22 protein-coding genes are annotated in these 26,662 nt (G+C 63.5%); 18 read left to right on the forward strand and 4 right to left on the reverse strand.

Features of this window, described 5'->3' with window-relative positions:
• The first annotated feature begins 45 nt into the window (after positions 1–45).
• The 6 genes from HOY34_RS03800 (at position 46) to HOY34_RS03825 (ending at position 9,594) form a co-directional block, all read left to right on the forward strand.
• Entirely contained in the window at positions 46–1,239 is a 1,194-nt protein-coding gene (locus HOY34_RS03800) for an AI-2E family transporter (RefSeq protein WP_172359982.1), read from the forward strand.
• A gap of 175 nt (positions 1,240–1,414) precedes the next feature.
• Positions 1,415–4,759 carry a transglutaminase family protein gene (locus HOY34_RS03805; protein WP_172359983.1) on the forward strand — a complete coding sequence of 1,115 codons (3,345 nt, stop codon included), beginning with the start codon at positions 1,415–1,417 and terminating at the stop codon, positions 4,757–4,759.
• A gap of 7 nt (positions 4,760–4,766) precedes the next feature.
• Positions 4,767–7,229 (forward strand): circularly permuted type 2 ATP-grasp protein, encoded by a 2,463-nt coding sequence (locus HOY34_RS03810; protein WP_172359984.1) that lies wholly within the window; start codon positions 4,767–4,769, stop codon positions 7,227–7,229.
• Positions 7,226–8,113, forward strand: coding sequence for a transglutaminase family protein (locus HOY34_RS03815; RefSeq protein WP_366926906.1), 888 nt, complete (start codon positions 7,226–7,228; stop codon positions 8,111–8,113). The genes HOY34_RS03810 and HOY34_RS03815 overlap by 4 nt, the downstream gene beginning before the upstream one ends.
• 40 nt (positions 8,114–8,153) lie before the next feature.
• A complete protein-coding gene (locus HOY34_RS03820) occupies positions 8,154–8,924 on the forward strand; it encodes an SDR family oxidoreductase (protein WP_253944160.1) in 771 nt (256 codons plus the stop codon).
• Between the two features lie 118 nt (positions 8,925–9,042).
• Positions 9,043–9,594 carry an NADPH-dependent FMN reductase gene (locus HOY34_RS03825; protein WP_172359985.1) on the forward strand — a complete coding sequence of 184 codons (552 nt, stop codon included), beginning with the start codon at positions 9,043–9,045 and terminating at the stop codon, positions 9,592–9,594.
• A 100-nt stretch (positions 9,595–9,694) separates the two neighbouring features.
• Here HOY34_RS03825 and HOY34_RS03830 read toward each other — a convergent pair whose 3' ends face one another.
• The 3 genes from HOY34_RS03830 to HOY34_RS03840 all read right to left on the reverse strand — a co-directional run bounded on the left by HOY34_RS03830 (position 9,695) and on the right by HOY34_RS03840 (position 12,467).
• Positions 9,695–10,813: a site-specific DNA-methyltransferase gene (locus tag HOY34_RS03830; RefSeq protein WP_172359986.1), complete on the reverse strand. Its 1,119-nt coding sequence runs from the start codon at positions 10,811–10,813 to the stop codon at positions 9,695–9,697.
• Between the two features lie 88 nt (positions 10,814–10,901).
• Positions 10,902–11,534, reverse strand: a complete 633-nt coding sequence (rnhB, locus tag HOY34_RS03835; RefSeq protein WP_172359987.1) for a ribonuclease HII — start codon at positions 11,532–11,534, stop codon at positions 10,902–10,904.
• 84 nt (positions 11,535–11,618) lie between these two features.
• On the reverse strand, positions 11,619–12,467 hold the full coding sequence (locus HOY34_RS03840; RefSeq protein WP_172359988.1) for an SDR family oxidoreductase: 849 nt from the start codon (positions 12,465–12,467) through the stop codon (positions 11,619–11,621).
• 156 nt (positions 12,468–12,623) lie between these two features.
• On the opposite strand from HOY34_RS03840, the gene HOY34_RS03845 reads away from it, so the two are divergent.
• From HOY34_RS03845 to HOY34_RS03875, 7 genes are all read left to right on the forward strand, one after another.
• A complete protein-coding gene (locus HOY34_RS03845) occupies positions 12,624–14,090 on the forward strand; it encodes an AMP nucleosidase (protein WP_172359989.1) in 1,467 nt (488 codons plus the stop codon).
• Positions 14,091–14,296: 206 nt separating this feature from the next.
• A complete protein-coding gene (locus HOY34_RS03850; protein WP_172359990.1) occupies positions 14,297–14,584 on the forward strand; it encodes an HU family DNA-binding protein in 288 nt (95 codons plus the stop codon).
• A gap of 278 nt (positions 14,585–14,862) precedes the next feature.
• A complete protein-coding gene (tauA, locus tag HOY34_RS03855; RefSeq protein WP_172359991.1) occupies positions 14,863–15,849 on the forward strand; it encodes a taurine ABC transporter substrate-binding protein in 987 nt (328 codons plus the stop codon).
• Positions 15,850–15,920: 71 nt separating this feature from the next.
• A complete protein-coding gene (locus HOY34_RS03860) occupies positions 15,921–16,706 on the forward strand; it encodes a taurine ABC transporter ATP-binding protein (RefSeq protein WP_172359992.1) in 786 nt (261 codons plus the stop codon).
• The gene (locus HOY34_RS03865; protein WP_172359993.1) at positions 16,706–17,536 is read left to right on the forward strand and encodes an ABC transporter permease subunit; all 831 of its coding nucleotides are present in this window, start codon (positions 16,706–16,708) and stop codon (positions 17,534–17,536) included. Before HOY34_RS03860 ends, HOY34_RS03865 begins: the two co-directional genes overlap by 1 nt.
• An 88-nt stretch (positions 17,537–17,624) precedes the next feature.
• Positions 17,625–18,983 carry a sulfatase-like hydrolase/transferase gene (locus tag HOY34_RS03870; RefSeq protein ID WP_172359994.1) on the forward strand — a complete coding sequence of 453 codons (1,359 nt, stop codon included), beginning with the start codon at positions 17,625–17,627 and terminating at the stop codon, positions 18,981–18,983.
• Entirely contained in the window at positions 18,980–19,963 is a 984-nt protein-coding gene (locus tag HOY34_RS03875) for a formylglycine-generating enzyme family protein (RefSeq protein WP_172359995.1), read from the forward strand. The genes HOY34_RS03870 and HOY34_RS03875 overlap by 4 nt, the downstream gene beginning before the upstream one ends.
• Positions 19,964–20,170: 207 nt before the next feature.
• Here HOY34_RS03875 and HOY34_RS03880 read toward each other — a convergent pair whose 3' ends face one another.
• On the reverse strand, positions 20,171–21,424 hold the full coding sequence (locus HOY34_RS03880; protein ID WP_436644956.1) for an ROK family transcriptional regulator: 1,254 nt from the start codon (positions 21,422–21,424) through the stop codon (positions 20,171–20,173).
• Between the two features lie 206 nt (positions 21,425–21,630).
• Between HOY34_RS03880 and xylF the strand changes: the two genes are divergently transcribed.
• From xylF to xylA, 5 genes are all read left to right on the forward strand, one after another.
• A complete protein-coding gene (xylF, locus tag HOY34_RS03885) occupies positions 21,631–22,656 on the forward strand; it encodes a D-xylose ABC transporter substrate-binding protein (protein ID WP_172359997.1) in 1,026 nt (341 codons plus the stop codon).
• Positions 22,657–22,744: 88 nt separating this feature from the next.
• A complete protein-coding gene (locus tag HOY34_RS03890; protein WP_172359998.1) occupies positions 22,745–24,088 on the forward strand; it encodes a sugar ABC transporter permease in 1,344 nt (447 codons plus the stop codon).
• Positions 24,085–24,867 carry an ATP-binding cassette domain-containing protein gene (locus tag HOY34_RS03895; protein ID WP_172359999.1) on the forward strand — a complete coding sequence of 261 codons (783 nt, stop codon included), beginning with the start codon at positions 24,085–24,087 and terminating at the stop codon, positions 24,865–24,867. The genes HOY34_RS03890 and HOY34_RS03895 overlap by 4 nt, the downstream gene beginning before the upstream one ends.
• A gap of 3 nt (positions 24,868–24,870) precedes the next feature.
• Positions 24,871–25,218 carry a hypothetical protein gene (locus tag HOY34_RS03900; protein WP_172360000.1) on the forward strand — a complete coding sequence of 116 codons (348 nt, stop codon included), beginning with the start codon at positions 24,871–24,873 and terminating at the stop codon, positions 25,216–25,218.
• Entirely contained in the window at positions 25,215–26,516 is a 1,302-nt protein-coding gene (gene xylA / locus HOY34_RS03905; protein ID WP_172360001.1) for a xylose isomerase, read from the forward strand. Before HOY34_RS03900 ends, xylA begins: the two co-directional genes overlap by 4 nt.
• Positions 26,517–26,662: the final 146 nt, after the last annotated feature.

Consider the following 26,662-nt stretch of genomic DNA (forward strand, 5'->3'; position numbering starts at 1 on the left):
GCCCGCCAGGGGTGACTATGCGGGGCAAACGGAAAAGAATGGATCATGGCCGCAACCTCATCTGCCGCACCATCAGCGCCCCCGCCCCGCAAGGATCTGATCCATGGACAAGAGGCCCGTCACGGTTTTCGACGGCCGCTGATCACCGATATTTCGGCAGCACGCTGGCTGTTGCTGGCGATCCTGGCGGCCTCGGTTTACTTTTTCTACGGCTTTGCCGTGCCCGTGCTGGCTGCAACCGTTATCGCGGTGGCCAGCTGGCCGCTGCGCGAGCGCTCGCTGCCGAAACTGGGGCGGACGCTGACCGCCTCGCTGCTGGTTCTGGTGTTGGTCTGTTTTCTGGTTCTGCCAATCCTGGCGGCGCTGTTCTACGCCTTCCATGAACTGCGCGAATGGATCTCCTGGGGGTTCCGTATCAACACCACCGGCACCCCGCCGCCGCACTGGCTGATCGAGCTGCCGCAGATCGGCCCCTGGATCGAGCAGAAATGGCACGCAACGCTGGGCCATCCTGGCGGCCTGGGCGAGTTGGTACAGCTGATTTCGGGTGAGAATATCGGCTCGATCTATCGCGGCGTGCTTTCGGCCGGATCCAGCGCCTTCCACCTGTTCCTGAACCTGATCTTCATGCTGATCGCGCTGTTCGTGTTCTACCGCGACGGCGACCGGGTGGTGGAACAGATCGACCGCGTCGGCCAGCGGATCCTGCCCGAGCGCTGGACCCGCCTGTCACGCATTGCGCCCGCCACCATCTCGGCCACGGTAACCGGCATGACGCTGATTGCGATCGGCGAGGGTGTCGTGCTCGGCATCGCCTATTACTTTGCGGGCCTGCCCTCTCCGGTCACCTTCGCCGTCATCACCGCCGTCATGGCGCTGATCCCGGGCGGTGCGCCTTTGTCCTTCACGCTGGCCTCATTGTATCTGGCGGTGTCTGGCTCGCCCTGGGCGGGCCTGGCACTGTTCGTCTGGGGCACGGTCGAGCTGTTCATCGTCGACAAGACCATCCGCCCGATGCTGGTTGGCGGCCCGGTGCGGCTGCCCTTCCTGCCGACGTTTTTCGGGCTGATTGGCGGTGTGAAAACCATGGGCATTGTCGGGCTGTTTGTCGGCCCGGTGCTGATGGCGCTCTTGATGTCGATCTGGCGCGAATGGCAGCGTGAAATCCGCGAGGATGAAGAGCGCCGGCAACAGCCAGACCGCGCATTGCCGCCGCCGGAATCAACCGCAGACGGATAGGCGCGGGATTTCTGCCCGTTTCATGGGCAGAGCATGCCCGGATTTGCATCATCTGCGCGAAGCGATTGCATTTAGCCCTTGCCCGGCCCGGATTCCCCCGAAACTCTGGGGCTCTGGGCCGGGGGTTTAGGCGCTTCCTGGTCAGCAGCAGGCCCGTTGCAAGCAGGAATTACCGATGTCGATCAAGGCTGCCATCCACCACCTGACCCATTACATCTATGATCAGCCGGTGCTGCTGGGCCCCCAGGTGATCCGGCTGCGCCCCGCCCCGCACAGCCGCACAAGGGTGATCAGTCACACGCTGAAGGTCAGCCCCGGCGGCCATTTCGTAAACCACCAGCAAGACCCCTATGGCAACTGGCTGTCCCGTTTCGTCTTTCCCGAACCCGTGCGAGAGCTGAAGATAGAGGTCGATCTGGTCGCCGATATGACCGTCTACAACCCCTTCGACTTCTTCGTCGAGGAAAGCGCCGAGACCTTCCCCTTCACCTATCCCGAAGACCTGATCCAGGATCTGTCGATCTACCGCCAGGTCGAACCCCAGGGTGAGGCATTCGACGCGCTGCTGGCCTCGGTCAGCCGCGCGCCCACACGCACCGTTGATTTCATCGTTGGCCTGAATGCGCGGATCTCGAATGAAATCAACTATCTGATCCGGATGGAGCCGGGCGTCCAGACGCCTGCGCAGACGCTGCAGCTGGCCTCAGGCTCGTGCCGTGACAGCTCCTGGCTGCTGGTCAATCTGCTGCGGCATCTGGGGTTCGCGGCGCGCTTTGTCTCGGGCTATCTGATCCAGCTGAAACCGGATCTGAAGGCGCTGGATGGCCCTTCGGGGACCGAGGTCGATTTCACCGACCTCCATGCCTGGTGTGAGGTTTACCTGCCCGGCGCGGGCTGGATCGGGCTGGACCCGACCTCGGGGCTTTTGGCCGGCGAAAGCCATATCCCGCTGTCCGCGACGCCACATTACCGCAATGCCGCGCCGATTTCCGGCGGTTTCACCGGCCAGGCCAATGTCAGCTTTGATTTCGACATGCGCGTGACCCGGATCGCCGAGCATCCGCGCATCACCAAACCCTTTTCCGATGCGGCCTGGGATGAGCTGAACGCCCTCGGCGCCCGCGTCGATCAGGCGCTGGAGGCCGGGGATGTGCGCCTGACCATGGGCGGCGAGCCGACTTTTGTGTCCATCGACGATTTTGAAAGCCCGGAATGGAATTCCGAAGCCGTCGGCCCGCAAAAACGGGCGCTGGCCGATCAGCTGGTGCGCCGTTTGCGTGACCGTTTCGCGCCGGGCGGTTTCCTGCATTACGGCCAGGGCAAATGGTATCCGGGCGAGACGCTGCCGCGCTGGACCTTCTCGCTTTACTGGCGGCGCGACGGGCATCCGGTCTGGCAAAACGCCGATCTTATCGCACCCGAAGGCGTCGATCAGGGTGCTACAGCGGATCAGGCGGCGGCGCTGCTCTCTGAGATCGCGGTGCAGCTTGACCTGCCGCAATCCCACATCCTGCCCGCCTATGAAGACCCCGCCGAATGGCTGGTGAAAGAGGCGCAGCTTCCCGAAAATGTCACGCCTGAGAACCCGAAGCTGAAAGACCCCGAGGCGCGGCACCGCATTGCGCAGGTCTTCTCGCGCGGGCTGACCGAGCCTGTCGGCTATGTGCTGCCGGTCCAGCCCTGGCAGGGCCGCGCCAGCGGGCAGAAATGGGTGTCGGAACTCTGGTCGCTGCGCCGGGGCAAAGTGTTTCTGACGCCGGGCGACAGCCCGGTCGGATACCGCCTGCCGCTGGGCAGCCTGCCGCATCTTTCAGCAGCACAATACCCCTATCTGAACCCCGCCGACCCGACCGAGCCGCGCCCCCCGCTGCCCCTGCCCGAAAAGCGCCCCGCGCCCGAACAGGCCCGCGCCACCTTCACCGCCGCGACCGAGGGGCAGCAGATCACCGAACAGATCGCAGGCTCTGACCTTGGCGGCGCAGTGCGCACCGCGCTTTCGGTCGAGCCGCGCAATGGGCGGCTTTCGGTCTTTATGCCCCCGGTGGTACGGCTGGAGGATTACCTTGATCTGCTGTCCGCCACCGAGGCCGCAGCGGCAAAGCTGGGCGTGAAGGTGCATATTGAGGGCTATCAGCCCCCGCATGACCCCAGGATGAACGTGATCCGCGTCGCACCTGACCCCGGCGTGATCGAGGTGAATATCCATCCCGCGACATCGTGGGAGGACTGCGTCGCCATTACCAATGGCGTCTATGAAGACGCCCGCCAAAGCCGTCTTTGCGCTGAAAAATTCATGATCGACGGCAAACATACCGGAACGGGGGGCGGCAATCATGTGGTGGTGGGCGGTGCGACCACGCTCGACAGCCCCTTCCTGCGCCGGCCTGATCTTTTGCGCTCGCTGATCCTGCACTGGAACCGGCATCCGTCTCTGTCCTACCTGTTCTCTGGCCTGTTCATCGGCCCGACCAGCCAGGCCCCCCGGATCGACGAGGCCCGCCATGACGCGCTTTATGAGATGGAAATCGCGCTGTCGCAGATCCCCGCGCCGCCGGAATTGGGGGGCGAAGGCGAGGCCCCGCTGCCCTGGCTGACCGACCGTCTTTTGCGCAACATGCTGACCGATGTCACCGGCAACACCCACCGCGCCGAGATCTGCATCGACAAGCTATATTCCCCCGACGGCCCAACCGGGCGCCTCGGCCTGGTCGAATTCCGCGGGTTCGAGATGCCGCCCGATGCGCGGATGTCGCTGGCACAACAACTGCTGATCCGGGCGCTTATCGCACGCTTCTGGAAGGCCCCCGCCTCTGGCCCGCTGACCCGCTGGGGCACGGCGCTTCATGACCGTTTCATGCTGCCGCATTTCGTCTGGGAGGATTTCCGCGACGTGCTGGCCGACCTGCGGAGCCACGGGTTCGACCTGAAGGAAGAATGGTTCAAAGCGCAGGCAGAGTTCCGCTTCCCCTTCTGCGGCGAGGCCGAATATGAGGGCAATCACATCGAAATCCGCCAGGCGCTGGAGCCCTGGCATGTGCTGGGCGAGACCGGGGCCATCGGCGGCACGGCGCGTTACACCGACAGCTCGACCGAGCGGCTGCAGGTTAAACTGACCACCGCCGACCCCTCGCGCTATATCGTCACCTGCAACGGGCGCGAACTGCCGATGACGGCCATCGGCGGGGGTGCGGCAGTGGCGGGGGTGCGTTTCAAAGCCTGGGAGCCCGCGCTGGCGATCCATCCGCGTCTGAAATCCCAGGCCCCGCTGGCCTTTGACCTTTATGACCGCTGGTCGGGCCGCAGTCTGGGCGGCTGCACCTATCATGTCGCCCATCCCGGCGGGCGCAATTACGACACCTTCCCGGTGAACGGAAATGAGGCCGAGGCGCGGCGCCTCGCGCGGTTCCAGCCGTCAGGCGGGGTGGGCAATGCCGGGGGCGCGCCCTGGCAGCCGGCATCTGAAACGTGGCACCCGGAATTCCCGCTGACCCTTGACCTGAGACGCCCCATCGGCATCTAGTCGGCCCATGAATGGTGATCCGTCTTGCCCGGCCGAACCCGAACCCCGCCACGATTTCGGTCTGGCGGAGTACCGCGCCCTGCCCGGCATCCCGGATGAGCTGATCGGGAAGGACGGGATCGGGAAGAACGGGCAGGTTCGCCCGCTCTGGCAGCCGCTGCTGGACCATCTGGGCGCAATGAGCAGCACAGATCTGAACCGCGCCATCGACCGCGCCGACCTCTATCTGCGCGATTCCGGGGTGATTTACCGCCAATATGGCACGACCGGCAGCCAGGACAGCACGGCAGATTCCGGCTCGGATTCGGTCGAACGACCCTGGCCGCTCAGCCATCTGCCGGTGCTGATTGATGAGTCCGACTGGACGCGACTTTCCGCAGCGCTGATCCAGCGGGCCGATGTGCTTGAGGCGCTGATGGCCGATCTTTACGGCCCGAACCGCATGGTGGCCGAGGGGCATCTGCCCGCCAGCCTGCTGGCGGAAAACCCGCAATGGCTGCGCCCGATGGTCGGGATCACGCCCCGCCTGGGCCATTATCTGCATTTCGTCGCCTTTGAGATCGGGCGCGGCCCGGATGGGCAATGGTGGGTGCTGGCCGACCGGACTGAGGCTCCCTCGGGCGCGGGCTATGCGCTGGAAACCCGCGTCGCCACCACCCGCGCCTTTGGCCCCCAGCTTTTGGGCCAAAACCTTTTCGGCCAGCAGGTGCACAGGCTGGCCGGCTTCTTCCGCGATTTCCGCGATCATCTGCTGGCGATGCGCCATGACCCCGGCGCGCTGGTGGCGATCCTGACCCCCGGCCCCTGGAATGAAACCTGGTATGAGCAGGCCTGGCTGGCCAGATATCTGGGGATCAGCCTTGTCCAGGGCGAGGATCTGACGGTCGAGAATGGCCGCATCATGCTGCGCACTGTATCGGGGCTGCAGCCGATAGATGTGCTTTGGCGCAGGCTGGATGGCAGTTTCGCCGACCCGTTAGAGCTGGACCCGGATTCGCGTCTTGGCACGCCCGGCCTTGTCTCTGTGCTGCGCCAGGGCGGGCTTAGCATGGTGAACCCGCCCGGATCTGGCGTGCTGGAAACGCGGGCGATGATGGCCTTTCTGCCGCGCCTTGCGCCCCTTCTGACCGGGGAAAAGCTGGCCTTGCCGAATATCGCCACCTGGTGGTGCGGCGGCGAGGCCGAACGCGCCGCCGTGATGGCCGCGCCTGAGCAGATGATCCTGTCGCCCGCGCTTGGCACCGGGCTGCCCTATGACCGCCAGGACAGCCCGCTGGCCGCCGCCAGCCTGTCGCCCGCCGCGCTGCGCGAAAAACTGCTGCGCGAAAGCGGCACGCTGGTTGCGCAAGAGGCGGTGACGCTTTCGACCACGCCCGCGCTGGTCGGGGGCAAGATCACGCCGCGCCCGATGTCGCTGCGGGTCTATCTGGCGCGAACCGCCCAGGGCTGGAAGGTGATGCAGGGCGGTTTCGCCCGCATCGGCGCCTCAAACGACCCGGCTGCGCTGGCGATGCAACGGGGCGGGGCCGCGGCTGATGTCTGGATCATCTCGCCCGGCAATGTCAGCGGCGAGACGCTGATGAACCCGCGCCCGGGCGACAATACCGCCCGCAGTGACGAGCTGCCCGCGCGGGCGGCGGACAACCTGTTCTGGCTGGGCCGCTATGTCGAGCGCACCGAGGCCATGGTGCGGCTTTTGCGCGCCCGCCACGGCCGGATCTCGGAAAGCGGTGACAGCTCGCTGCCGCTGCTGGCCGAGGTCAATGCGCTGCTGGCCCGCACCGGGATCGACCCGGACGCGCCCGTTCCGGAAGAACTGCTGGCCAATATCGGCCGCGCCGTCTCCAGCGCGGCGCAGCTGCGGGACCGTTTCTCAGCCGATGGCTGGGCGGCGCTGAAGGATCTGGACAAATCGGCCCGGCGCATGGCGGGCCAGGTCTGGGAGGGCAGCGATGCCGCCCAGGCGCTTTCTGCGCTGCTGCGCAAGCTGGCCGGATTCTCGGGGCTGGTGCATGAGAATATGTATCGCCTGGTTGGCTGGCGGTTCCTGACGCTGGGGCGGATGCAGGAACGGGCGCTTTCAATGGCGGGCTGGCTGGCGGCGCTGGCCGATCCGGACGCAGATCCCGGCGGCATCGAGATGTGCATCGAGCTGGGCGATTCCGTGATGACCTATCGCCGCCGCTTTGCCATGAGCGGCGGGCGCGGCCCGGTGATCGACCTGCTGGCGCTGGATCCGCAGAACCCGCGCTCGATCCGGCATCAGGTGGATGGCATGATGGAAATGGCCCGCACCCTGCCCGGTGCCAGCCAGGATGGCCGCCTTGCCGCGCCCGCCCGGGCGATTTTGCGGCTGCAGACCGACCTGGCCACCCTGACGCCAGAGGCGCTGGACAGCGCGATGCTGATCAGCCTGCAAGCGCGGCTGGGCGAGGTCTCTGATCTGGTCTCGGAAAGGTATTTCCGGTGACCATCTACAATCTGCGCATGGACATCAGCTATGAATTCGCGCGTCCCAGCGGGGCCGGGCGGCAGCATTTCCGTATTCTGCCCGCCAGCCTGCCGGGGCGGCAGCGGGTGCTCGGCTCGACTGTCACGCTGCAGCCAGAACCGGGCGAGCTGGGCCATTTCACCGACTTCTTCGGCACCGCGGTGGTCGAGGCGGCGATCCCCGCCGGGCTGACCCGGCTGGATCTGAGCCTTGAGGCCCAGGTCGAGCGGCTGGCCCCCATCGCCACCCCCGACCTTTCCGCCAATCCAGGCCAGCTGGCGGCAGAGCTGGCCGCGATCCGCATGATCGGGCCCGGCTCGCCCCTGCATTTCCTGCAGCCCTCACGCCGTATTCCCCAGGTGGAGGCGATCAGCCGCTTTGCCGCGGGGGCGCTGCAGCCGCACCCCGGCACAAGCACCCGCGCCCTGATCGAGCGACTGGGCCTGATGCTGCATGATTACATGGGCTTTGAGGCAGGCGTGACCGATGCCGCCACCCCTCCGGCCCAGGCCTTTGCCGCAAAGCGCGGCGTCTGCCAGGACTTTGCGCAGATCATGGTCGGCGGGCTGCGCAGCCTGGGCGTGCCTGCGGCCTATGTGGCGGGCTATCTGCGCACCCAGCCACCGCCCGGCCAGCCGCGCCTTGTCGGGGCCGATGCGATGCATGCCTGGGTCCGCGCCTGGGGCGGCGAGTTCGCAGGCTGGATCGATTACGACCCCACCAATGCCTGTTTCCCCGGCGCAGATCACATCGATGTCGGCATGGGCCGCGACTATGGCGATGTGGCCCCGGTCACCGGCATGCTGCGCCTTGATGGTCTGCAAGAGGGGCGGCACAGCGTCGATATCACCGAGGCCGAATGACTGAGGCCGAATGATCGTCTGCAAAAGGGAGCCTGAGGCTATGAGCACAGATAAGATGCCGGTTAAGATGCCAGTCGCCGTGATCACCGGCGCAGGGTCAGGGATTGGGCGCGGCGTGGCGCTGGCTTTGCTGGCGGCGGGCTATCGCTGTGCGCTTCTGGGGCGGCGCGCGGCGGCACTGGCGGAAACGATCGCCCTGTCGGCACATCCACAAAACGCCCTGGCCCTGCCCGCCGATCTCAGCCAGGCCGAGGCCGTCAGCGCCGCTTTCGCAAAGCTGATCGCCCATTTCGGGCGGATTGATTTCCTCTTCAACAATGCCGGCACCTTTGGCGGCCAGGCCCCGATTGCCGAAACCAGCACCGAAACCTGGGACAGCGTGATCGCCATCAACCTGAACGGCGCCTTCTATTGCGCACGCGAGGCCTGGCGGCAAATGCTGGCGCAGGATCCGCCGGGCGGGCGGATATTGAACAACGGCTCGATCTCGGCGCATGTGCCGCGCCCGCATACGGTGGCCTATGCCGCCTCAAAACATGCGATCACCGGGCTGACGAAGGCGCTGGCGCTGGAAGGACGCAGCCTTGGCATCGCGGTTGGCCAGATCGACATCGGCAATGCCGCGACCGATATGACCGCCGATATGCCCAGGGGCATGCTGCAGGCCGATGGCAGCACCCGGGCAGAGCCGGTGATGGACCTGCGCCACGTTGCCGATGCCGTGGTGATGATCGCCAACCAGCCCATTGCGGTGAACACGCTCTTCGTTACCATCATGGCAACCGCCATGCCCTATATCGGGCGCGGCTAGGACGCTTTGGCAGGGTGGTTTCTTACCGATCTGCACAGAGACTGTGCCCTGAAAGCCTTTGCCGATCATCGGTTTTGCGTAAGAATGGACCTAGGGATCAACAGAAGGAATCCTTCAAATGTCCAGTCTCGACGTCGCCGTTCTTGTCGGCAGCCTGCGCCAGGGGGCCTATACCCACAGCATCGGCAAGGCCCTGCAATCCATCGCCCCCAGTGGCATGACCACCGAGATCATCCCGATTGGCGATCTGCCTTTCTACAATCCCGATCTGGATGAAGGCACACCGCCCGCGCCCTGGACCCGTTTTCGCCAGGCGATTGCCGCTAAACAGGCGGTGATCTTTGTCACCCAGGAATACAATCGCTCGGTGCCTGCGGTGCTGAAAAACGCGCTGGATGTCGGCTCGCGCCCCTATGGCTCCAGCGTCTGGGGCGGCAAGCCCGCTGCGATCATCTCGGCCTCGCCGGGCAATATCTCTGGCTTTGGCGCCAACCACCATCTGCGCCAGTCGCTGGTGTTCCTGGATATGCCGACGCTGCAACAGCCCGAGGTCTATCTGGCCCAGGTGAACACACTGATCGATGATGCGGGCAATCTGAAACCCGATACCGCAAAGTTCCTCGGGGGCGTGCTGGAGAAATTCGCAGCCTTCGCGGCCAAAAATATCTGAGTAATTTCAGATCCAAAAGACCCCGCCATGGTCACATGGCGGGGAAGTGGCGCCCCAGGCGGACCGGGGCGCTGGCGTTCTTAATCTGTCAGCAAAGCGCTTAGTTCGGACGGGCGCCTTCGCCCATCTCGGCGCGGATCTGCTGGCGCAGCATGTCAATCGGGATCATCTTCCCGTCACGCTGATAGTGCCAATATGTCCAGCCATTGCACGAAGGGGCCTGTTCAAACGCCGCCCCGACCTGGTGGATCGAGCCCTTCACATCATTGCCAACCAGCGTGCCATCAGCGCGCACCCGCGCCTTGAAACGGCTGCCGATCGAGTAAAGCTCTTCGCCCGGGCGCAGCATGCCACGCTCGACCACCTGGCCAAAGGGCACCCGCGGCTCGGCCCGTTTCGAGCCGGTCACTTCCAGCGCCGAGGCGTCGAACTTGCGCACCCGCGCCAGCCGCGCGGTGGCGGCCTTGCGATAGCTTTCTTCGCGCTCGATGCCGATGAAATCGCGGCCCAGCATCTTTGCAACCGCACCCGTGGTGCCCGTGCCAAAGAAGGGATCCAGCACCACATCGCCCGGATTGGTCGTCGCCAGCAGCACACGGTGCAACAGCGATTCGGGTTTTTGCGTCGGATGCGCTTTCGATCCGGTCTCGTCTTTCAGACGCTCATGGCCGGTGCAGATCGGCAGCACCCAGTCAGAGCGCATCTGCGTGCCCTCATTCAGCGCCTTCAGCGCCTCATAGTTGAAGGTATATTTCGCCTTCTCATCCTTTGAGGCCCAGATCAGCGTCTCATGCGCATTGGTCAGACGCTTGCCTTTGAAGTTCGGCATCGGGTTCGATTTGCGCCAGACCACGTCGTTCAGGATCCAGAACCCCTGATTTTGCAGCTCGGCCCCCAGACGGAAGACGTTGTGGTAAGAACCGATCACCCAGATCGCGCCATTGGGCTTCAACAGCCGACGCGCGGCCGCCAGCCAGCGACGGCTGAAATCATCATAGGCGGCAAAGCTGGAGAACTGATCCCAGTGATCGTCAACCGCATCCACCTTCGAATTATCCGGCCGATGCAGATCGCCTTTCAGCTGAAGATTGTAGGGCGGGTCTGCAAAAATCAGGTCAACCGAGCCTTCAGGCAGGCTCTCCATGATCTCGATGCAATCACCCGCAAGGATCTCGTTCAGCGGAAGCGCATGCTCCGCCGGTGCTCTTTTCATCGCCATTTTCTGCCTCTGTCCGCGGCCATTCTTGTGTGCCGTCTTGTGGATAAGAATGAGTCAGAAGTGATTCGCCGTCAAATTGTTTATTGAATCAAGGGGTTACAGATTTATCTTGATACAAGATATTGTGGACAGGCCTGAACGAGCGTCTATGCACGGGGGTCACCCCAAGATCCAGGAGCGCCCCAAGATGCGCCTTAGTCGGATAGCCGGCGTTGCGCTCCCAGCCATATCCGGGAAACTGTTGCGCCAGATCCACCATGATCCGGTCGCGTGCAACCTTGGCGACAATTGAGGCCGCCGCAATCGACTGGCAGCGCGCATCGCCCTTGACCAGCGCCTGCGCCGGGCAGCTCAGGCCAGGCGGCAAGAGATTGCCATCGACCAGCGCGAAATCGACCTGCCCCAGTCCCGCCACGGCACGTTCCATCGCCAGATGGCTGGCGCGAAGAATATTGATCTCATCAATCTCCTCCACCGTCGCATGGGCCACGCAGACCGCCGCATTCTCCCAAAGCCAGGCCGCCAGCCGCTCACGCGCGGCCTGTGTCATCGCCTTGCTGTCGCGCAAACCTTCCGGGATTCGGCCCGGATCCAGCCGCACCGCCGCCGCCGTCACCGGCCCGGCAATCGGGCCGCGGCCAACCTCATCAACCCCGGCCACAAAAACCGCGCCCGACGCCAGCGCCTCTGTCTCAAAACTGAAATCCGCAACCACAGCCATCGCCGCCCCCGAACTGCCCCTCAAAAGCGGCTTTCATCTGTCCTTAAATATCCCCGCCGGAGGCTCCCGCCCCAGACCAGACCCTCAGCCCTCAGCCGCAAGGATCCCCCGCAAGCCAGAGTGGTAATCCGGGTATAGCAGCCGCACCCCCAGCTCCTCTCTGATCCTCGTATTCCTGACCCGCCGGCATTCCTCATAGAAACTGCGCGCCAGCGGCCCCATCTTCGCCTCAGAGAAATCGACCGCCTCCGGCTCTGGCAGCCCCAGCAGCCCGGCGGCAAAGCTCAAAACCTCGGCCGCCGACGAAGGCAGATCATCGCAGACATTATAAATCCGCCCGGGCCGTGGCCGCGCCATCGAGGCCAGCAGCACCTGCACAATGTCATCGACATGGATGCGCGAGAACACCTGGCCCTCTTTCATGATCCGCCGCGCCGTGCCGTTCCTGATCTTCTCAAACGGCCCGCGCCCAGGCCCATAAATCCCCGCAAGGCGGAAGATATGCACGGGCAGGCCCGTGGCCAGCCAGTCACGCTCGGCCGCCACCCGCTCGCCGGATCGGGCGCGGGCGGGCAGCACGGGCGAGTCCTCATCAACCCAGGCGCCTTTGGTATCGCCGTAAACCCCGGTGGTCGACAGATAGCCCACCCATTCGGCCCGCGCCTCACGAATCGCAGGCCAGGCAGTCAGAAACGGATCGCCCGCCGCGGTGGGGCTGGCCGAATGCACTATATATGTGGCCCGCGCCAGCGCGGGTTGCAGGGTTGCGGGCGCGTCAGTGTCCCAAAGCAAAGGCTCGGCCCCGGTGGCAGCGATTTCGGCCATCCGGCCCGGATCACGGGTGGTGCCGATCACCTGCCAGCCCTGCGCCAGCAGCCGCTGCGCCAATGCGCGGGCACAATAGCCATGTCCTAAAGAAAGTAGCGTTTTCATGGCGGCGACTATCGCCCCAGCCGCCCGCCGCTGCAAGCGCCCCACCGCTGCTGGCAACCGTTACACGGAGTTCACTTGCCTGACACCCCGGCTTCGCGCTTTACTCGCGGCCAATAGTGTAACCGCAGCCATCTGCCGCAACCTGTCAGGACCAAAGTGTCGCTTCATCTTCTGCCAGATACCCGGGACGCCGTCACATTCACCGATGCAACCGAGGCCGTCGACCATCTGCATGTGCTTTTTGACGCAGCCACCGCGCATCTGATCGGCCATTTCCGCGAGGCGCTGCTGCAAGGCCGCCCGGCCCAGCGCATCCGCGCTTTTTATCCTGAGATCCGCCTGGTGGTCGACAGTTTCTCAAATGTCGACAGCCGCCTGTCATTTGGCCATGTGGCGCGGCCTGGCAGCTATTCAACCACCGTCACCCGGCCTGATCTGTTCCGCAACTACCTGATCCAACAGATCGGTCTGCTGATCCGCAATCACGGCGTGCCGGTCAGCATCGGCTGGTCGACAACCCCGATCCCGCTGCATTTCGCGGTGGCCAGCCAGCCCGATCTGATCATCCCCCAGGCCGGAGAGCTGGATTTCCCGCTGCGCGATGTCTTTGACGTGCCCGATCTGGCCACCACCAATGATGACATCGTCAATGGCACGCTGGAGCATTTCGCCGATGGCTCGATGCCTCTGGCGCCCTTTACCGCCCAGCGCGTCGATTACAGCCTGGCGCGGCTGGCGCATTATACAGCCACCAGCCCGGTGCATTTCCAGAACCACGTTCTCTTTACCAACTATCAGTTCTACGTGGATGAATTCGAGGCCTTTGCCCGCGCAGCGCTGGATCAGCCCGGCTCTGGCTATACCGCTTTCGTGGCCACGGGCGACCAGGAGATCACCAGCGGCACGGGCGAGATCCGGCTGCCCGCGAAAATGCCGCAGATGCCCACCTATCACCTGAAACGCGCCGATGGCAGCGGGATCACCCTGGTCAATATCGGGGTGGGCCCGTCGAATGCGAAAACCGCGACCGATCATATTGCGGTCTTGCGCCCGCATGCCTGGCTGATGGTTGGCCATTGCGCCGGGCTGCGCAACACCCAGCAGCTGGGGGATTATGTCCTCGCGCATGCCTACTTACGCGAAGATCACGTGCTGGATGACGATCTGCCCGTCTGGGTGCCGATCCCGGCGCTGGCCGAGATCCAGATCGCGCTGGAGGATGCCGTCGAAGAGGTCACCCGCCTTGAGGGCTATGAGCTGAAGCGCATCATGCGCACCGGAACCGTCGCCACCATCGACAACCGCAACTGGGAGCTGCGCGACCAATCCGGCCCGGTGCGTCGCCTGTCACAGTCGCGGGCGGTGGGCCTCGATATGGAATCGGCCACCATCGCCGCCAATGGATTCCGCTTTCGGGTGCCCTATGGCACGCTGCTTTGCGTCTCTGACAAGCCCCTGCATGGCGAGCTGAAACTGCCCGGCATGGCCACCGAATTCTACCGCGCCCAGGTCAGCCGCCATTTGCAGATCGGCATCCGGGCGATGGAATTGTTGCGCGAAACCCCGGTGGAACGCATCCATTCGCGCAAGCTGCGCAGCTTTGAGGAAACCGCCTTCCTGTAAAACAAGGCGTTTGACGTTAAAATCCGCCGAAAGCGGCGCTTTACGCTGTTCCGGGGCTTGATTTCCCCCCGCTTTCCAGGTGACTGAGCACAGCCCTGCATCCGGGCCCCGATTGGGTATGGTCTGCGCTTTGTTCGCAGCCCGTCACCCCGGGGGATCCAGGACAGGCCAACCGAACAGATGCTGAACGAATACAGGAGACATCAATGTCCAAGCCGATGACCAAGACCCAGCTGGTGGCAGCACTTGCCGATGCAATGGGCGCTGACAAGAAAACCGCTTCGGCCGCGCTGGACGCAATCGCCGATATCGTGGCGAAAGAAGTCACCGCTGGCGGCTCGGTCACCCTGCCCGGCCTTGGCAAGGTTGCCTGCAAAGAGCGCCCCGAGCGTATGGTCCGCAACCCGGCAACCGGCGAAACCATGTCGAAGCCGGCTGACAAGCAGGTGAAATTCACCATCGCAAAAGCGCTGAAGGATCTGGTGAACGGCTGATCGCCGCACCGGTCGCAAGACTGAAAAAGGGCCGCTTCGGAACGCTCCGGGGCGGCCCTTTTCCTTTTCCCGCCCAATGTCCGGCGCAGGGTCAGAGGACGAAAGAGAATAATAATCTCTGCCCGGCACGACCCGCAGAGAGGGTGCGCTTTCGCCGGCCCCTTCTTCAGAATGGAGAAAAAGCCTGATCCCGGCCAGATTGGCCTCTGTAAAACGCCCGGTTTTCGGGCCAGCCGGATCGCCCCTGATCCCGCTTTCAGATCACGGATGAGGCCATCATGACCCTGCGCAAACTGACAACCACGCTGACCCTTGCCGGCCTTCTGGCGGGCGTCTCGCTGCCCGCATTCGCCGAAAGCCTGCGCATCGGCTGGCAGCAAATCGTCGAGCCCTCGCGCATCCCGCAGGCCGACAAGACCTATGAAAGCGCCACCGGGGCCGATGTCGAATGGCATCTGTTCGGCGGCGGTGCCGATGTGATCGCGGCGATTGCCGCGGGCTCGATCGACATTGGCTATGTGGGTTCCTCGCCGCTGACCGCTGCCGCCTCGCAGGATCTGCCGATCGAGACCATCTATATCGTCGGCAATATCGCCGAGGCCGAGGCCCTGGCCGTCAAAGGAATTGAGAAGCCCGAGGATCTGCGCGGCAAGAAGATCGCCACGCCCTTTGTCTCGACCGCGCATTACTCGCTGCTGACCGCGCTGGAACACTGGGGCATCCCGGCCTCAGAGGTCAGCCTGCTGAACCTGCGCCCGCAAGAGATCGCGGCCGCATGGGAGCGTGGCGATATTGACGGCGCCTATATCTGGGATCCGGTGCTGAACCAGATCAAGACCACCGGCGGCACCGTGCTGGCCGACAGCGCCGATGTGGCCGAATGGGGCGGGCCAACCTTTGACGCCTGGATTGTGCGCAAGGATTATGCCGAGAAAAACCCCGAAATCGTCACCGCCTTTGTCAAAGTGACGGGCCAGGCGACCGACGCCTATCTGGCCGATCCGGCTGCCTGGGGCGCGGACAGCGAGCAGGCGAAAAAGATCGCCGAGCTGACCGGGGCCCCGGCCGCCGACGTGCCCGCGCTTTTGAAGGGCTATGTCTTTGCCGGGCTGAAAGATCAGACTTCTGAGGCCTTCCTTGGCGGGGCCACCGCAGCCGCGATCAAAAACACCGCAGCCTTCCTGCAGGAGCAGGGCTCTGCCACCGCGAAAGAGGATTACAGCGCCTTCGTGAATGCAGGCTTTGCCGCCGCCGCGCAGCAATAAGCCTGCGCCATACACCCCCGGCCCCGGCGCACCCTGCGCCGGGCCATATTTGTTTCAAAAGCACGGTTGCCATGTCAGTTCTCAGCCTTTCGCATGTGTCACTTTCTTATGGTCAGCCCTCTGGGACAGCGGCGCTGCCGGTGCTGAAAGATGTGACGCTGTCGCTGTCGCGCGGCGATTTCGTCTCGGTGATCGGGCGATCCGGCTCTGGCAAGACCTCGCTGATGAACCTGGCGGCGGGCTTTTTGCGGCCCACTGCGGGCCAGGTCAGCATTGATGGCAGGCCCGTCACCGGCCCCGGCCCAGACCGCGCCGTGGTCTTTCAGGATGACGCGCTTTTCCCCTGGCGCAGCGTTGTTGATAACGTCGCGCTGCCGCTGAAACTGGCCGGAAAACCCCGGGCCGAGCGTGAGGCCACGGCCCGGCACTGGCTGCAGGCCGTCGATCTGGCGGGCCAGGAGGGCAAGCATATCTGGCAGCTTTCCGGAGGGCAGCGCCAGCGGGTGGGCATCGCCCGGGCGCTGGCCTCGGGGCCGGATTTTCTCCTGATGGATGAACCGCTTGGCGCTTTGGACGCCATGACCCGCGACCGCATGCATGAGCTGCTGCTGAAGCTTTGGGATGAAAGCCATACCGGGGCGCTGCTGATCACCCATTCGGTTGAGGAAGCGCTGTTTCTGTCGACCTCGGTGGTGGTTCTGGCGCCTGGGCCCGGACGCATCAGTTTCCAGGAAGATTATGACTATGGCCGCCGTTTTATCCGGGGCGAAGACCCCAGGGCGCTGAAATCCGAGCCAGGCTTTATCGCCGCCCGCGAGCGTCTGCTGGCCGCGATCTATGAAAAGGAAGCCGCGTGATGAGCGACAGCACCGCCGAAACCATTCCCGCCCAGGACCGCCCCAGCCGCCCGGTGAAGCTGCGCCTGCCCTGGGGGCTGTTGCTGGGTCTGGCAACGATTGGCGGCCTGATTGCGATCTGGGCGCTGGCCTCGGCGCTTGGCTGGGCCTCGCCGGTGTTTCTGCCCTCGCCCGCGCGGGTCTGGGCGGCGCTGAACCGCGTCGCCTTTGAGGGCTATGCCAATGCAACCTTGCTGGCACATATGGGCGCAAGCCTCTGGCGGGTCTTTGCGGCGCTGTTTTTCACCATGCTGGTCGGCGTGCCTGTTGGCCTGATCATCGCCACCTCAAGGATCGGGCGCGGCATCCTTGACCCGCTGGTCGAGTTCATCCGCCCGCTGCCGCCGCTGGCCTATCTGCCGCTGATCATCATCTGGTGCGGGATCGGCGAGGGATCAAAAGTGCTGGTGATCAGCATCGCCATGCTGGCCCCTATCGTGATCTCAACCGTATCGGGGGTGAAGGCGGCGAATGAAAATCAGATCCGGGCCGCCCGCACCTTTGGTGCCACGCGCGCGCAGCTGATCCGCGAGGTGATGCTGCCCGCCGCCCTGCCCTCGATCTTTACGGGCATGCGCATCGCCCTTGGCGCGGGCTGGACGACGCTGGTCGCCTCTGAGCTGGTCGCGGCCACGCGGGGCCTTGGCTATATGATCCAGTCGGCCGCGCAATTCCTGGTCACCGATATGGTGATCGCGGGGATCCTGGTGATTTCCGCGCTGGCCACCGCGTCTGAGATCCTGCTGCGCTGGCTGGAGCGGCGCTTCCTGCCCTGGATCGGGAAAAGCTGACCCCCCTTTGCGCCCGCGGGTTGCATCAGCTTGATGTTCAGGGGGCGGCGCAGCTATTCTGTGCAAAGCGCAGAGAAAAGGCCGCCGTATGAGCAAAAAGAACATCCTGCTGGTCTCTTTCGACGATGCCTGCGCGCCCTGGCGCTATAAGACCGCCTTTCAGGAGCCGCTGCAGCTGCCCACCCTGGAGGCCCTTTGCAGGCAGGCCACAGTGTTTCAGTCTGCCTATTGCCAGGCCCCGATCTGCGGCCCGTCACGCGCCAGCATGATGACCTCTCAGCTGCCGTCAGATCTGGGTATTCTCGACAATTCGACCTTTCTTTTTGACCATGTTCCGGCCGAGACCTCCTGGATCCACACCCTGCGCGAAAGCGGCTATTTTTGCTCATCAGGGGGCAAGGTGCACCACAAACCGACCCTTGCCCGCCCCCACCACCGGGCGCTTTACTCTGACGAGCGCAAGGCTTTCGATGTCGATATGCGCCTGCCGCGAGAGTTGCGCCGCCGCTCTCACCCCTTTGGCGGCCATCGTCACGGTCGCGGCACTGTGGATGGGGTTGATGATGACTTCTTCTTCGATCAGCAGGTGGCCAATTCCACGATCGATTTTCTGGAGACCTATCGTGACGATCGCCCCTTTTTCCGCGAGGTCGGATTTTTCAGCCCACATGGGCCGCATATAACCCCGGCCCGCTTTAAAAGAGCTTACAACGCCGCGAATTTTGTAAAGCCTGCCGAATGGGACGGCTATATCGCCGATAGCCCCTATGTATCGAGGAACATTCCGGAATTTGAAGAATTCCGCTCGCTCGACTTCTGGCAGAAAAGCGTGCGGAATTACTTCTCGGCCTATAGCCATGGCGATTATCAGCTGGGGCGTGTTCTTTCGGCCTTGCTGTCCTCGGCCCATGCAGAGAATACCATCGTCGCCGTGGTCTCCGATCACGGTTTCCATCTGGGAAGCCGCAATCTGTTTCGCAAAACCACGCTGTGGGAACAGTCGCTGCATGTCCCCTTTGTGATTTTCGATCCCTCCGATCCACAGGGGCAGATTGTCACCGATCCGGTGGCCTTGCTGGATCTGGGCCCAACGCTGATGGATTTCGCCGAAGTGACATCGCCGCCGCCCAATGCCGGGCGTTCGCTGCGGCCAATGATGCATGGGGCGCGTGATCCTGATCGGGTCATCCCCTCTTATTACGGCAATAGCATTTCGATCCGCAAAGGTGACTACCGCATCATCCGCTATGCCTCGGATCCCGCGAGCCCGGATTTCCAGCTTTTCGATCTGCGCAATGATTACTGGCAACTGAACAACCTGGGCACCGGGCACCCTGCCTTTGCGCCGATGCGCCAGGCGCTGGATGACTGGGCCAGACAGACAGGCTATGTCTATCGTGATCAGGGCCAGTCTGATGCGGCCCCCGATGAGGGTGGCGCTGAATGACCTGTCGCTGCGCGCCTTCGGGGGCGGCCTCAGCCAAAAGCGCTGACAAAGGCGCTGACCGCGAAGTGCTTGCAGGGGGCTGCTCGGACAGTCTGCGCCAGTCTGTCCTGGACCTGCTGCGCGACATCCCCGGCGGCTTTGCCGAGATGGGGGCCCCGAAATCACGCTATGCCGCTGACCTCGACAGCCCCAGGCGGCGCATCCGTCTGGACCCCTTTCAGATCAGCGCAACCTGCATCACCAACGCGCTATTCGCACAGTTCGTCGCCGAAAGCGGCCATCGCACCACCGCCGAGCGCGAAGGCTGGTCCTTCGTCTTTCACCTCGGCCTGTCTGATCCCGGTGCCTTTGCCGCGCCGCCCGGCACGCCATGGTGGCGTCAGGTGAAAGGTGCCGACTGGGCGCATCCCGAGGGCCCCGGCAGCTCGGTTGCCGGCCGCGAGGATCATCCGGTCGTGCATGTCTCCTGGGATGATGCGGTCGCTTTCGCACGTTTTACCGGCACCGCCCTGCCATCCGAGGCGCAATGGGAACATGCCGCGCGGGGTGGGCTGCGGCGCATGAAATTCCCCTGGGGCAATGAGCTTGCGCCCGGCGGCACCCATCGCTGCAACACCTGGCAGGGCAGCTTTCCGATGGAAAACAGCGCCGCAGACGGCCACTCGGGCACCGCACCGGCGCAAAGCTACATGCCCAACGGATATGGCCTCTACAATATGAGCGGCAATGTCTGGGAGTGGGTGGCAGACTGGTTCGGCCCCCTGCCCGCGGCAAAGATCCCGCCGCTTGCCAATCCAGGCGGCCCATCTGAAGGCCAGGGCCGGGTGATCCGCGGCGGCTCGCATCTTTGCTGCGCGTCCTATTGTGAGCGCTATTTCGTTCATTCGCGCAGCCACAATACGCCAGCCAGCACGACGGGGCATATGGGGTTTCGCCTGGCCTGCCCCATTCCACCGCGCCCACCTGTCGCGGCCAAATGAATGGCCCCATGTCTTGCGGGCGCCTGCCTCGCCAGCTTTGAAGCAATGATGGACGCTGAAGCTGAGGCCTGACGCTGGGGCTGGCGGGCCACGAAAACCAAAGGCAGGACATGCCCGATTACCTCGGGATATTCTGCAAGCCGGCGTTCAGACATGCGCAGAGCAGGATGCTGTCGCCCGCCGGGTTGAGGCACCACCCGATGCCTTTCAGCGCCTGTTCAGCAAAGCCTCGGTCACACTCGACAGCGCGAGGGCCGTGGCGCCGCGCGCCCAGAGCTGGTCCCCCCAGGCATGAACCTCAATCGGCGGCAGCGGGCGGCCTGAGCGGATCACCAGATTGCGCATCTCGTCCAGCGTCTCGGGGGCGTAAAGGTAGTCGTAGCGCATCCGGTTCCCCGAAAGGATGATAAGCGCCGGGTCAAAAAGATTGACCACATTCGACAGGCCCACGGCCAGATATCGCCCCGCGCGGCGAAAAATCGAATGCGCGATCGCATCGCCGCCTTTCGCGTGGTCATAAAGGCTTTCCAGCAGCAGTTCGATCGGCTGGCTTTCCCGGTGCCCCCAGTCCAGCGCGGTCGTCGCCTCGCGCGCAAGGGCGTAATCGGCGACATAGGCCTCAAGACAGCCGCGCTGGCCGCAACGGCAAAGTGCACCGTCCAGCTGCACCTTCGTATGGCCCAGCTCCATCCCCAGCCGCTGCGCCCCCCGGTAAAGCCGATGGTTCATCACAAAACCCATGCCCAGGCCGTGCTCGATGGTCACCACCGCGAAATCGGTCAGCCCGCGACCGACACCAAACCACAGCTCGGCCAGGGCGACCAGATTGGCGTCATTGTCGATGATGACAGGTACCGAAAGCCGGGCCGAAACCTCGGTTGCCAGCGGCACCTGGCGGCCGGTCAGCACCGATGACCACAAGACCACCCCTTCGGCCGTGTCGACAAAACCGGGCACCCCCATCCCAAGGGCGGCCAGCTGGCGGCGCTCGATTCCGGCCTGCGTGCAGACCTGATCCAGAAGCGTCTCGGTGGCTTCCAGCAGCTCATGAAGATCCACCGCACCAGGGCGACGGCGCATCATGCCACTGGCGATCAGATTGCCCGCGAAATCAACGATCACGGCAGTATGTTCATGGTCGGACAGCTTCATCCCGGCAACCAGAAGCGCCTCGGCCCGAACCGCAAGCGAAACCGCCGGACGCCCGCGCCCTTCAGGAGAGGCGGTCGTGGTTTCCTCAATCAGCCCGGCGGCGATCAGCTCATAAGTGGCGCTGGTGACAGATGCAGGCGAGACCGCAAGTTCGCGTGCAAGCTGGGCCCGCGGGATCTGCCCTGCCGCGCGAATACGCTCGAACACCTGCTGGCGCAGCGGCCGGGCCGATTCCGTAAGCGGCGGGATCAGCGGCCCGGATCCCGGGCGCCCCTCTGGTTTCGCAGCTAAGGATGTTTGCACTTGCAGCATTTTGTTGAGCCGATGAAGTAAAGTCGCGGATATATCTTCAATATCACCGATAACCCCGGCTGAATCCAGGAATAACTGGCGAAATAGTTGCGCGCGCCTCAGTTTTTATTTTGACATATGAATAAAACAACCCAACAGTCACACTGTCCGGCGAATCCGCCTGGACCGGCCCGCGCAGGGCCGTATCGTTAGGGAGGACGAATATGCGCAAGGTATTTCTCGCCGCGATCATCGCGGCGGCCGGATTTAATTCTGCAGCTTTGGCCGAGGGGCTGACGATCGGCGTATCATGGTCGAATTTTCAGGAAGAGCGCTGGAAGACCGATGAGGCCGCGATCAAGGCCGCGCTAGACGCAGCCGGAGCGACCTATGTTTCCGCCGATGCCCAGTCGAATTCCTCGAAACAGCTTTCCGACATCGAGGCACTGATGGCGCAGGGCGTTGATGCGCTGATCGTGCTGGCCCAGGACAATGCCGCCATCGCCCCCGCCGTTCAGGCGGCCGCTGACGCCGGCATTCCGGTGATTTCCTATGACCGCCTGATCGAGGATGAGCGGGCCTTCTATATCACCTTCGACAATGTCGAAGTGGGTCGCCTGCAGGCTGCCGAGGTCTTCAAACTGGCGCCCAAGGGCAATTACGTGATGATCAAGGGCTCGCCCACCGATCCGAACGCCGATTTCCTGCGTCAGGGCCAGCAAGAGGTGATCCAGGCCGCCGTCGATTCCGGTGACATCAGGATCGTCGGTGAGGCCTATACCGATGCCTGGCTGCCAGCCACTGCGCAGCGGAACATGGAGCAGTTCCTGACCGACAATGACAATAAGGTCGATGCCGTTGTCGCCTCGAATGATGGCACCGCAGGCGGCGCGATTGCGGCGTTGACGGCGGCGGGCCTGCAGGGGATTCCGGTCTCGGGCCAGGATGCCGACAAAGCGGCGCTGAACCGCGTGGCGGCAGGCACCCAGACGGTTTCGGTCTTTAAGGACTCGCGCGATCTGGGCAAGGGCGCGGCAGAAATCGCGCTGGCGCTGGCAGGTGGCACCGCCCCCGCAGATGTCGCCAATGCGACCACCTTTACCACGCCCTCGGGCAAGGTGGTGAATTCGGTCTTCCTCAAGCCGGTTGCGATCACCAAAGACAATCTGAACATCGTCGTCGATGGCGGCTGGATCACCAAAGAAGAGCTGTGCCAGGGCGTAAGTGCCGGCCCGGCAATCTGCAACTGATCTGAGCGGTTCAGCGCGCGCGGAATGCCACAGCGACCGCGCGCGCCTATGTTCCCACCGGAACCATTTTCCCCGGAAGCCATCCCACATGACGCAAGCCCTGCCCCCTGTCACGCCGCAAACGCGGCGCGGACTGTTTGAACACCTTCAGATAGATTCCCGCCTGCTGGGCATGGTCGGCGCTTTTGCGGTGATCTGCCTTGCATTCCAGCTCTGGACCGGCTTTCGCGCCGTGGGCGGAGGAAATCCGCTGGCCTGGCTGACGGGCGGGCGCTTTCTGATACCCCAGAATATCTTCAATATCGCCAATCAGACGGTATCGGTTGCAATCATGGCGACAGGCATGGTCTTTGTGATCGTCACCCGCCATATCGATCTGTCGGTCGGCTCGATCCTGGCAGTCTGTTCGGCGGTGATGGGGATCTTGCAGGTCTGGGTGCTGCCACAGCTTATGGGCCTTGGCATCGGCAATCCCGCAATTGCGCCGATTGCGATCTTTGCGGGGCTGTTGACCGGCACGCTGATCGGGGCGCTGAATGGCTGGCTGGTCGGATATCAGCGCATCCCGGCCTTTATCGTGACGCTGGGCGGGCTGCTGATCTGGCGCAATGTCGGCTGGTATATCACCTCGGGGCAGACCCAGGGACCGCTGGACGCCAATTTCCTGCTGTTCGGCGGCGCGGGCGGCACACTTTACCCGACTGCCAGCTGGATCGCCGGCCTTCTGGCCACGGCTCTGGCGGTCTGGGCGCTGTTTCGCGGCCGCGCGAATAAGGCACGGCACGGATTTCCGGTCAAACCGCTCTGGGCGGAAGGGGTGATCGCAGGCTTTGTGGCCACGGCGATCCTGGGGTTTGTGGCGATTGTGAACGCCTATCAGGTGCCGCCCGGACGGTTGACGCGCGAATTCGCTGCGCGGGGCGAGACGATGCCCGAGGGCTACTCTATCGGCTACGGCCTGCCAATTTCGGTGCTGGTGCTGGTTGTCGTCGCCTTTGTGATGACGGTGATCGCGCGGCGGATGCGGCTGGGGCGCTATATTTTCGCCACCGGCGGCAACCCCGATGCGGCAGAGCTGTCGGGCATCAACACCCGCCTGCTGACGGTCAAGGTCTTTGCGCTGATGGGGTTTCTGTGCGGGCTTTCGGCGATTGTCGCCCAGGCAAGGCTGCAAAACCACGCCAATGACATTGGCACGCTTGATGAGCTGCGGGTGATCGCCGCGGCGGTGATTGGCGGCACGGCGCTGTCAGGCGGCATCGGCACCATTTACGGCGCGATCCTTGGTGCGGTCATCATGCAGGCGCTGCAATCGGGGATGGCCATGGTCGGCGTCGACAGCCCCTTCCAGAATATCGTGGTCGGCATCGTCCTGGCGCTGGCGGTCTGGATCGACATTCAATACCGCAAACGCAAAGGGGCCCGGGCATGAGCGCACAGCAGAACACCGGCTCGGCGAATACGGGCACCCCGCTTGTCGAGATGCGCGACATTTCGATCTCTTTCGGCGGCATCAAGGCGGTTGATCATGTCTCGATTGATCTGCATCCGGGCGAGGTTGTGGGCCTTCTGGGCCATAATGGCGCCGGGAAATCGACGCTGATCAAATGCCTGTCGGGTGCCTATCAGGCCGATGCAGGCGAGATTTTCATCAATGGAGAGCGGGCCGAGATCCGCAATCCCCGCGACGCCCGCGCCCATAATATCGAGACGATCTACCAGACGCTGGCGCTGGCCGACAATCTCGATGCGGCCTCGAACCTCTTCCTTGGACGAGAGTTGCTGAATACCTGGGGCATGGTGGACGATGACGCGATGGAGGCCGAGACCCGCAAGATCATGGGCCGCCTGAACCCCAACTTCCGCAAGTTCAACGAGCCGGTCTCGGCATTGTCAGGCGGTCAGCGGCAATCGGTGGCGATTGCGCGGGCGGTTTATTTCAACGCAAAGATCCTGATCATGGACGAGCCGACCGCCGCCCTTGGCCCGCATGAAACGCAGATGGTAGCCGAACTGATCCAGGAGTTGAAACGCCAGGGTCTCGGCATTTTCCTGATCGAGCATGACATTCACGCCGTGATGCAGCTTTGCGACCGCGCAGTGGTGATGAAGAACGGCGCCCGCATCGGCACTGTTAATGTTGACGAGGTCACGGATGACGACATCCTCGGCATGATCATCATGGGTAAGAAGCCGGAAAAGGCATATTAAGCCATGTATATCGGGCTTGATCCTGAAATTTCAGGGCTGAAGGGCATCCTGATCGACGGCAGCCAGCAGGTACTGGGCGGGGCGACTGCGGACCCCACCGTCTCACGCCCTGCCGCCCGCCCAGCCGAGCGCCGGGCCGAGCAGGCCGCGGACGATTGCATCACCTCTGCGCACTCGGTGATGGATCGGCCGGCAGCGCAGGGGGTGTCCGCCACCAGCGCTGGCGCCCGCATCGCTGCCCGCACCGCCATTGCCCGCCAGCTCACGCCTGCAGAGGCGCTGACTATGGCTTTCGACGAAGGGTATGCCCGCTTCCGGGCCGCCCCAACTGCCATCCGAGGACTGATATGACCGAGTTTTTCAAAGGCATCCCCAAAATCAGCTATGAGGGGTCTGAGAGCCGCAACGAATTCGCCTTCCGCCATTACAATCCGCAGGAAGTGATCCTCGGCAAAACGATGGAAGAGCATCTGCGCTTTGCCGTGGCCTGGTGGCACAGCTTTGCCTGGCCCGGCGGCGACCCCTTTGGCGGCGCGACCTTTGAGCGCCCCTGGGCAGGCAAGAGCATGGCTCTGGCAAAGCTGAAGGCCGATGTCGCCTTCGAGCTTTATGACATCCTCGACGCGCCCTTCTACTGTTTCCACGATGCCGATATCCGCCCCGAGGGCGCGACTTTTGCGGAAACCACCCGCAATCTGGAAGAGATGGTCGACTACCTTGGGGAAAAGCAGGCGTCTTCGAAGACCCGGCTTCTTTGGGGCACTGCGAATATGTTCAGCCATCGCCGCTGGATGGCGGGTGCTGCAACCAATCCTGACCCCCATGTCTATGCCTATGCCGCCGCGACGGTGAAGGTGAATATGGATGCCACGCTGAAACTGGGGGGGCAGAACTACGTGCTCTGGGGCGGACGCGAGGGCTATGAGACGCTTCTGAACACCGATCTTAAGGCCGAGCGCGAACATGCCGGGCGCTTCCTGCAGCAGGTGGTGGAATATAAGCACAAGATCGGTTTCAAAGGCGACATCCTGATCGAGCCGAAGCCGCAGGAGCCGACCAAACATCAGTATGATTATGATGTTTCAACGGTTTACGGCTTCCTCAAACAGTTCGGCCTGGAGAATGAGGTCAAGACCAATATCGAGCAGGGCCATGCCATTCTCGCCGGGCACAGCTTTGAGCATGAGATCGCCACTGCCTCGGCACTTGGTATCTTTGGCTCGATCGACATGAACCGCAATGACTACCAGTCGGGCTGGGATACCGACCAGTTCCCCAACAACCATGTCGAAAAGGCGCTGGCCTTCTTCGAGATCCTGAAGGCGGGCGGCTATAAAAACGGCGGCACCAATTTCGATGCCAAGATCCGGCGCCAGTCGCTGGATGCCGAAGACCTGGTTCTGGCCCATGTCGGCGGCATGGATACCTGCGCCCGCGCGCTGCGTGCCGCGGCTGCGATGATGGAATCGGGCGAGGTTGAGGCTGCAGTCCGCGCCCGTTACGCGGGCTGGCAGGAACCAGCCGCGCAGGCGATGCTGAAAGGCTCGCTTGAGGATGCGGCCGCCCGCGTTGGCAAAGAGGGCCTTGAGCCGCAGCCACGCTCGGGCCGCCAGGAGCGCCTGGAGAACCTCTGGAACCGCTACGTCTGACGATTGAAGAAGAGACCGGCGCAAGAGAAGTGCTCTGCGCCGTGACCTGCCCCCCGGTCGTCCCTCGTTCATAACGAGAGTCCTTGGGTTTGATATTGGTAGGTTTCGGGTTGGGCAAGCGCGCCGGGCGTGGAGCCCTCAGATTG

This window comes from Pseudogemmobacter hezensis, from assembly GCF_013155295.1.
GTDB lineage: Bacteria > Pseudomonadota > Alphaproteobacteria > Rhodobacterales > Rhodobacteraceae > Pseudogemmobacter > Pseudogemmobacter hezensis.

Coding starts and splice junctions, on each gene's coding strand:
- HOY34_RS03800 (WP_172359982.1), top strand. CDS start 46: ATGGCCGCAACCTCATCTGCCGCACCATCAGCGCCCCCGCCCCGCAAG.
- HOY34_RS03805 (WP_172359983.1), top strand. CDS start 1,415: ATGTCGATCAAGGCTGCCATCCACCACCTGACCCATTACATCTATGAT.
- HOY34_RS03810 (WP_172359984.1), top strand. CDS start 4,767: ATGAATGGTGATCCGTCTTGCCCGGCCGAACCCGAACCCCGCCACGAT.
- HOY34_RS03820 (WP_253944160.1), top strand. CDS start 8,154: ATGAGCACAGATAAGATGCCGGTTAAGATGCCAGTCGCCGTGATCACC.
- HOY34_RS03825 (WP_172359985.1), top strand. CDS start 9,043: ATGTCCAGTCTCGACGTCGCCGTTCTTGTCGGCAGCCTGCGCCAGGGG.
- HOY34_RS03830 (WP_172359986.1), bottom strand. CDS start 10,813: ATGGCGATGAAAAGAGCACCGGCGGAGCATGCGCTTCCGCTGAACGAG.
- rnhB (WP_172359987.1), bottom strand. CDS start 11,534: ATGGCTGTGGTTGCGGATTTCAGTTTTGAGACAGAGGCGCTGGCGTCG.
- HOY34_RS03840 (WP_172359988.1), bottom strand. CDS start 12,467: ATGAAAACGCTACTTTCTTTAGGACATGGCTATTGTGCCCGCGCATTG.
- HOY34_RS03850 (WP_172359990.1), top strand. CDS start 14,297: ATGTCCAAGCCGATGACCAAGACCCAGCTGGTGGCAGCACTTGCCGAT.
- tauA (WP_172359991.1), top strand. CDS start 14,863: ATGACCCTGCGCAAACTGACAACCACGCTGACCCTTGCCGGCCTTCTG.
- HOY34_RS03860 (WP_172359992.1), top strand. CDS start 15,921: ATGTCAGTTCTCAGCCTTTCGCATGTGTCACTTTCTTATGGTCAGCCC.
- HOY34_RS03865 (WP_172359993.1), top strand. CDS start 16,706: ATGAGCGACAGCACCGCCGAAACCATTCCCGCCCAGGACCGCCCCAGC.
- HOY34_RS03870 (WP_172359994.1), top strand. CDS start 17,625: ATGAGCAAAAAGAACATCCTGCTGGTCTCTTTCGACGATGCCTGCGCG.
- HOY34_RS03875 (WP_172359995.1), top strand. CDS start 18,980: ATGACCTGTCGCTGCGCGCCTTCGGGGGCGGCCTCAGCCAAAAGCGCT.
- xylF (WP_172359997.1), top strand. CDS start 21,631: ATGCGCAAGGTATTTCTCGCCGCGATCATCGCGGCGGCCGGATTTAAT.
- HOY34_RS03890 (WP_172359998.1), top strand. CDS start 22,745: ATGACGCAAGCCCTGCCCCCTGTCACGCCGCAAACGCGGCGCGGACTG.
- HOY34_RS03895 (WP_172359999.1), top strand. CDS start 24,085: ATGAGCGCACAGCAGAACACCGGCTCGGCGAATACGGGCACCCCGCTT.
- HOY34_RS03900 (WP_172360000.1), top strand. CDS start 24,871: ATGTATATCGGGCTTGATCCTGAAATTTCAGGGCTGAAGGGCATCCTG.
- xylA (WP_172360001.1), top strand. CDS start 25,215: ATGACCGAGTTTTTCAAAGGCATCCCCAAAATCAGCTATGAGGGGTCT.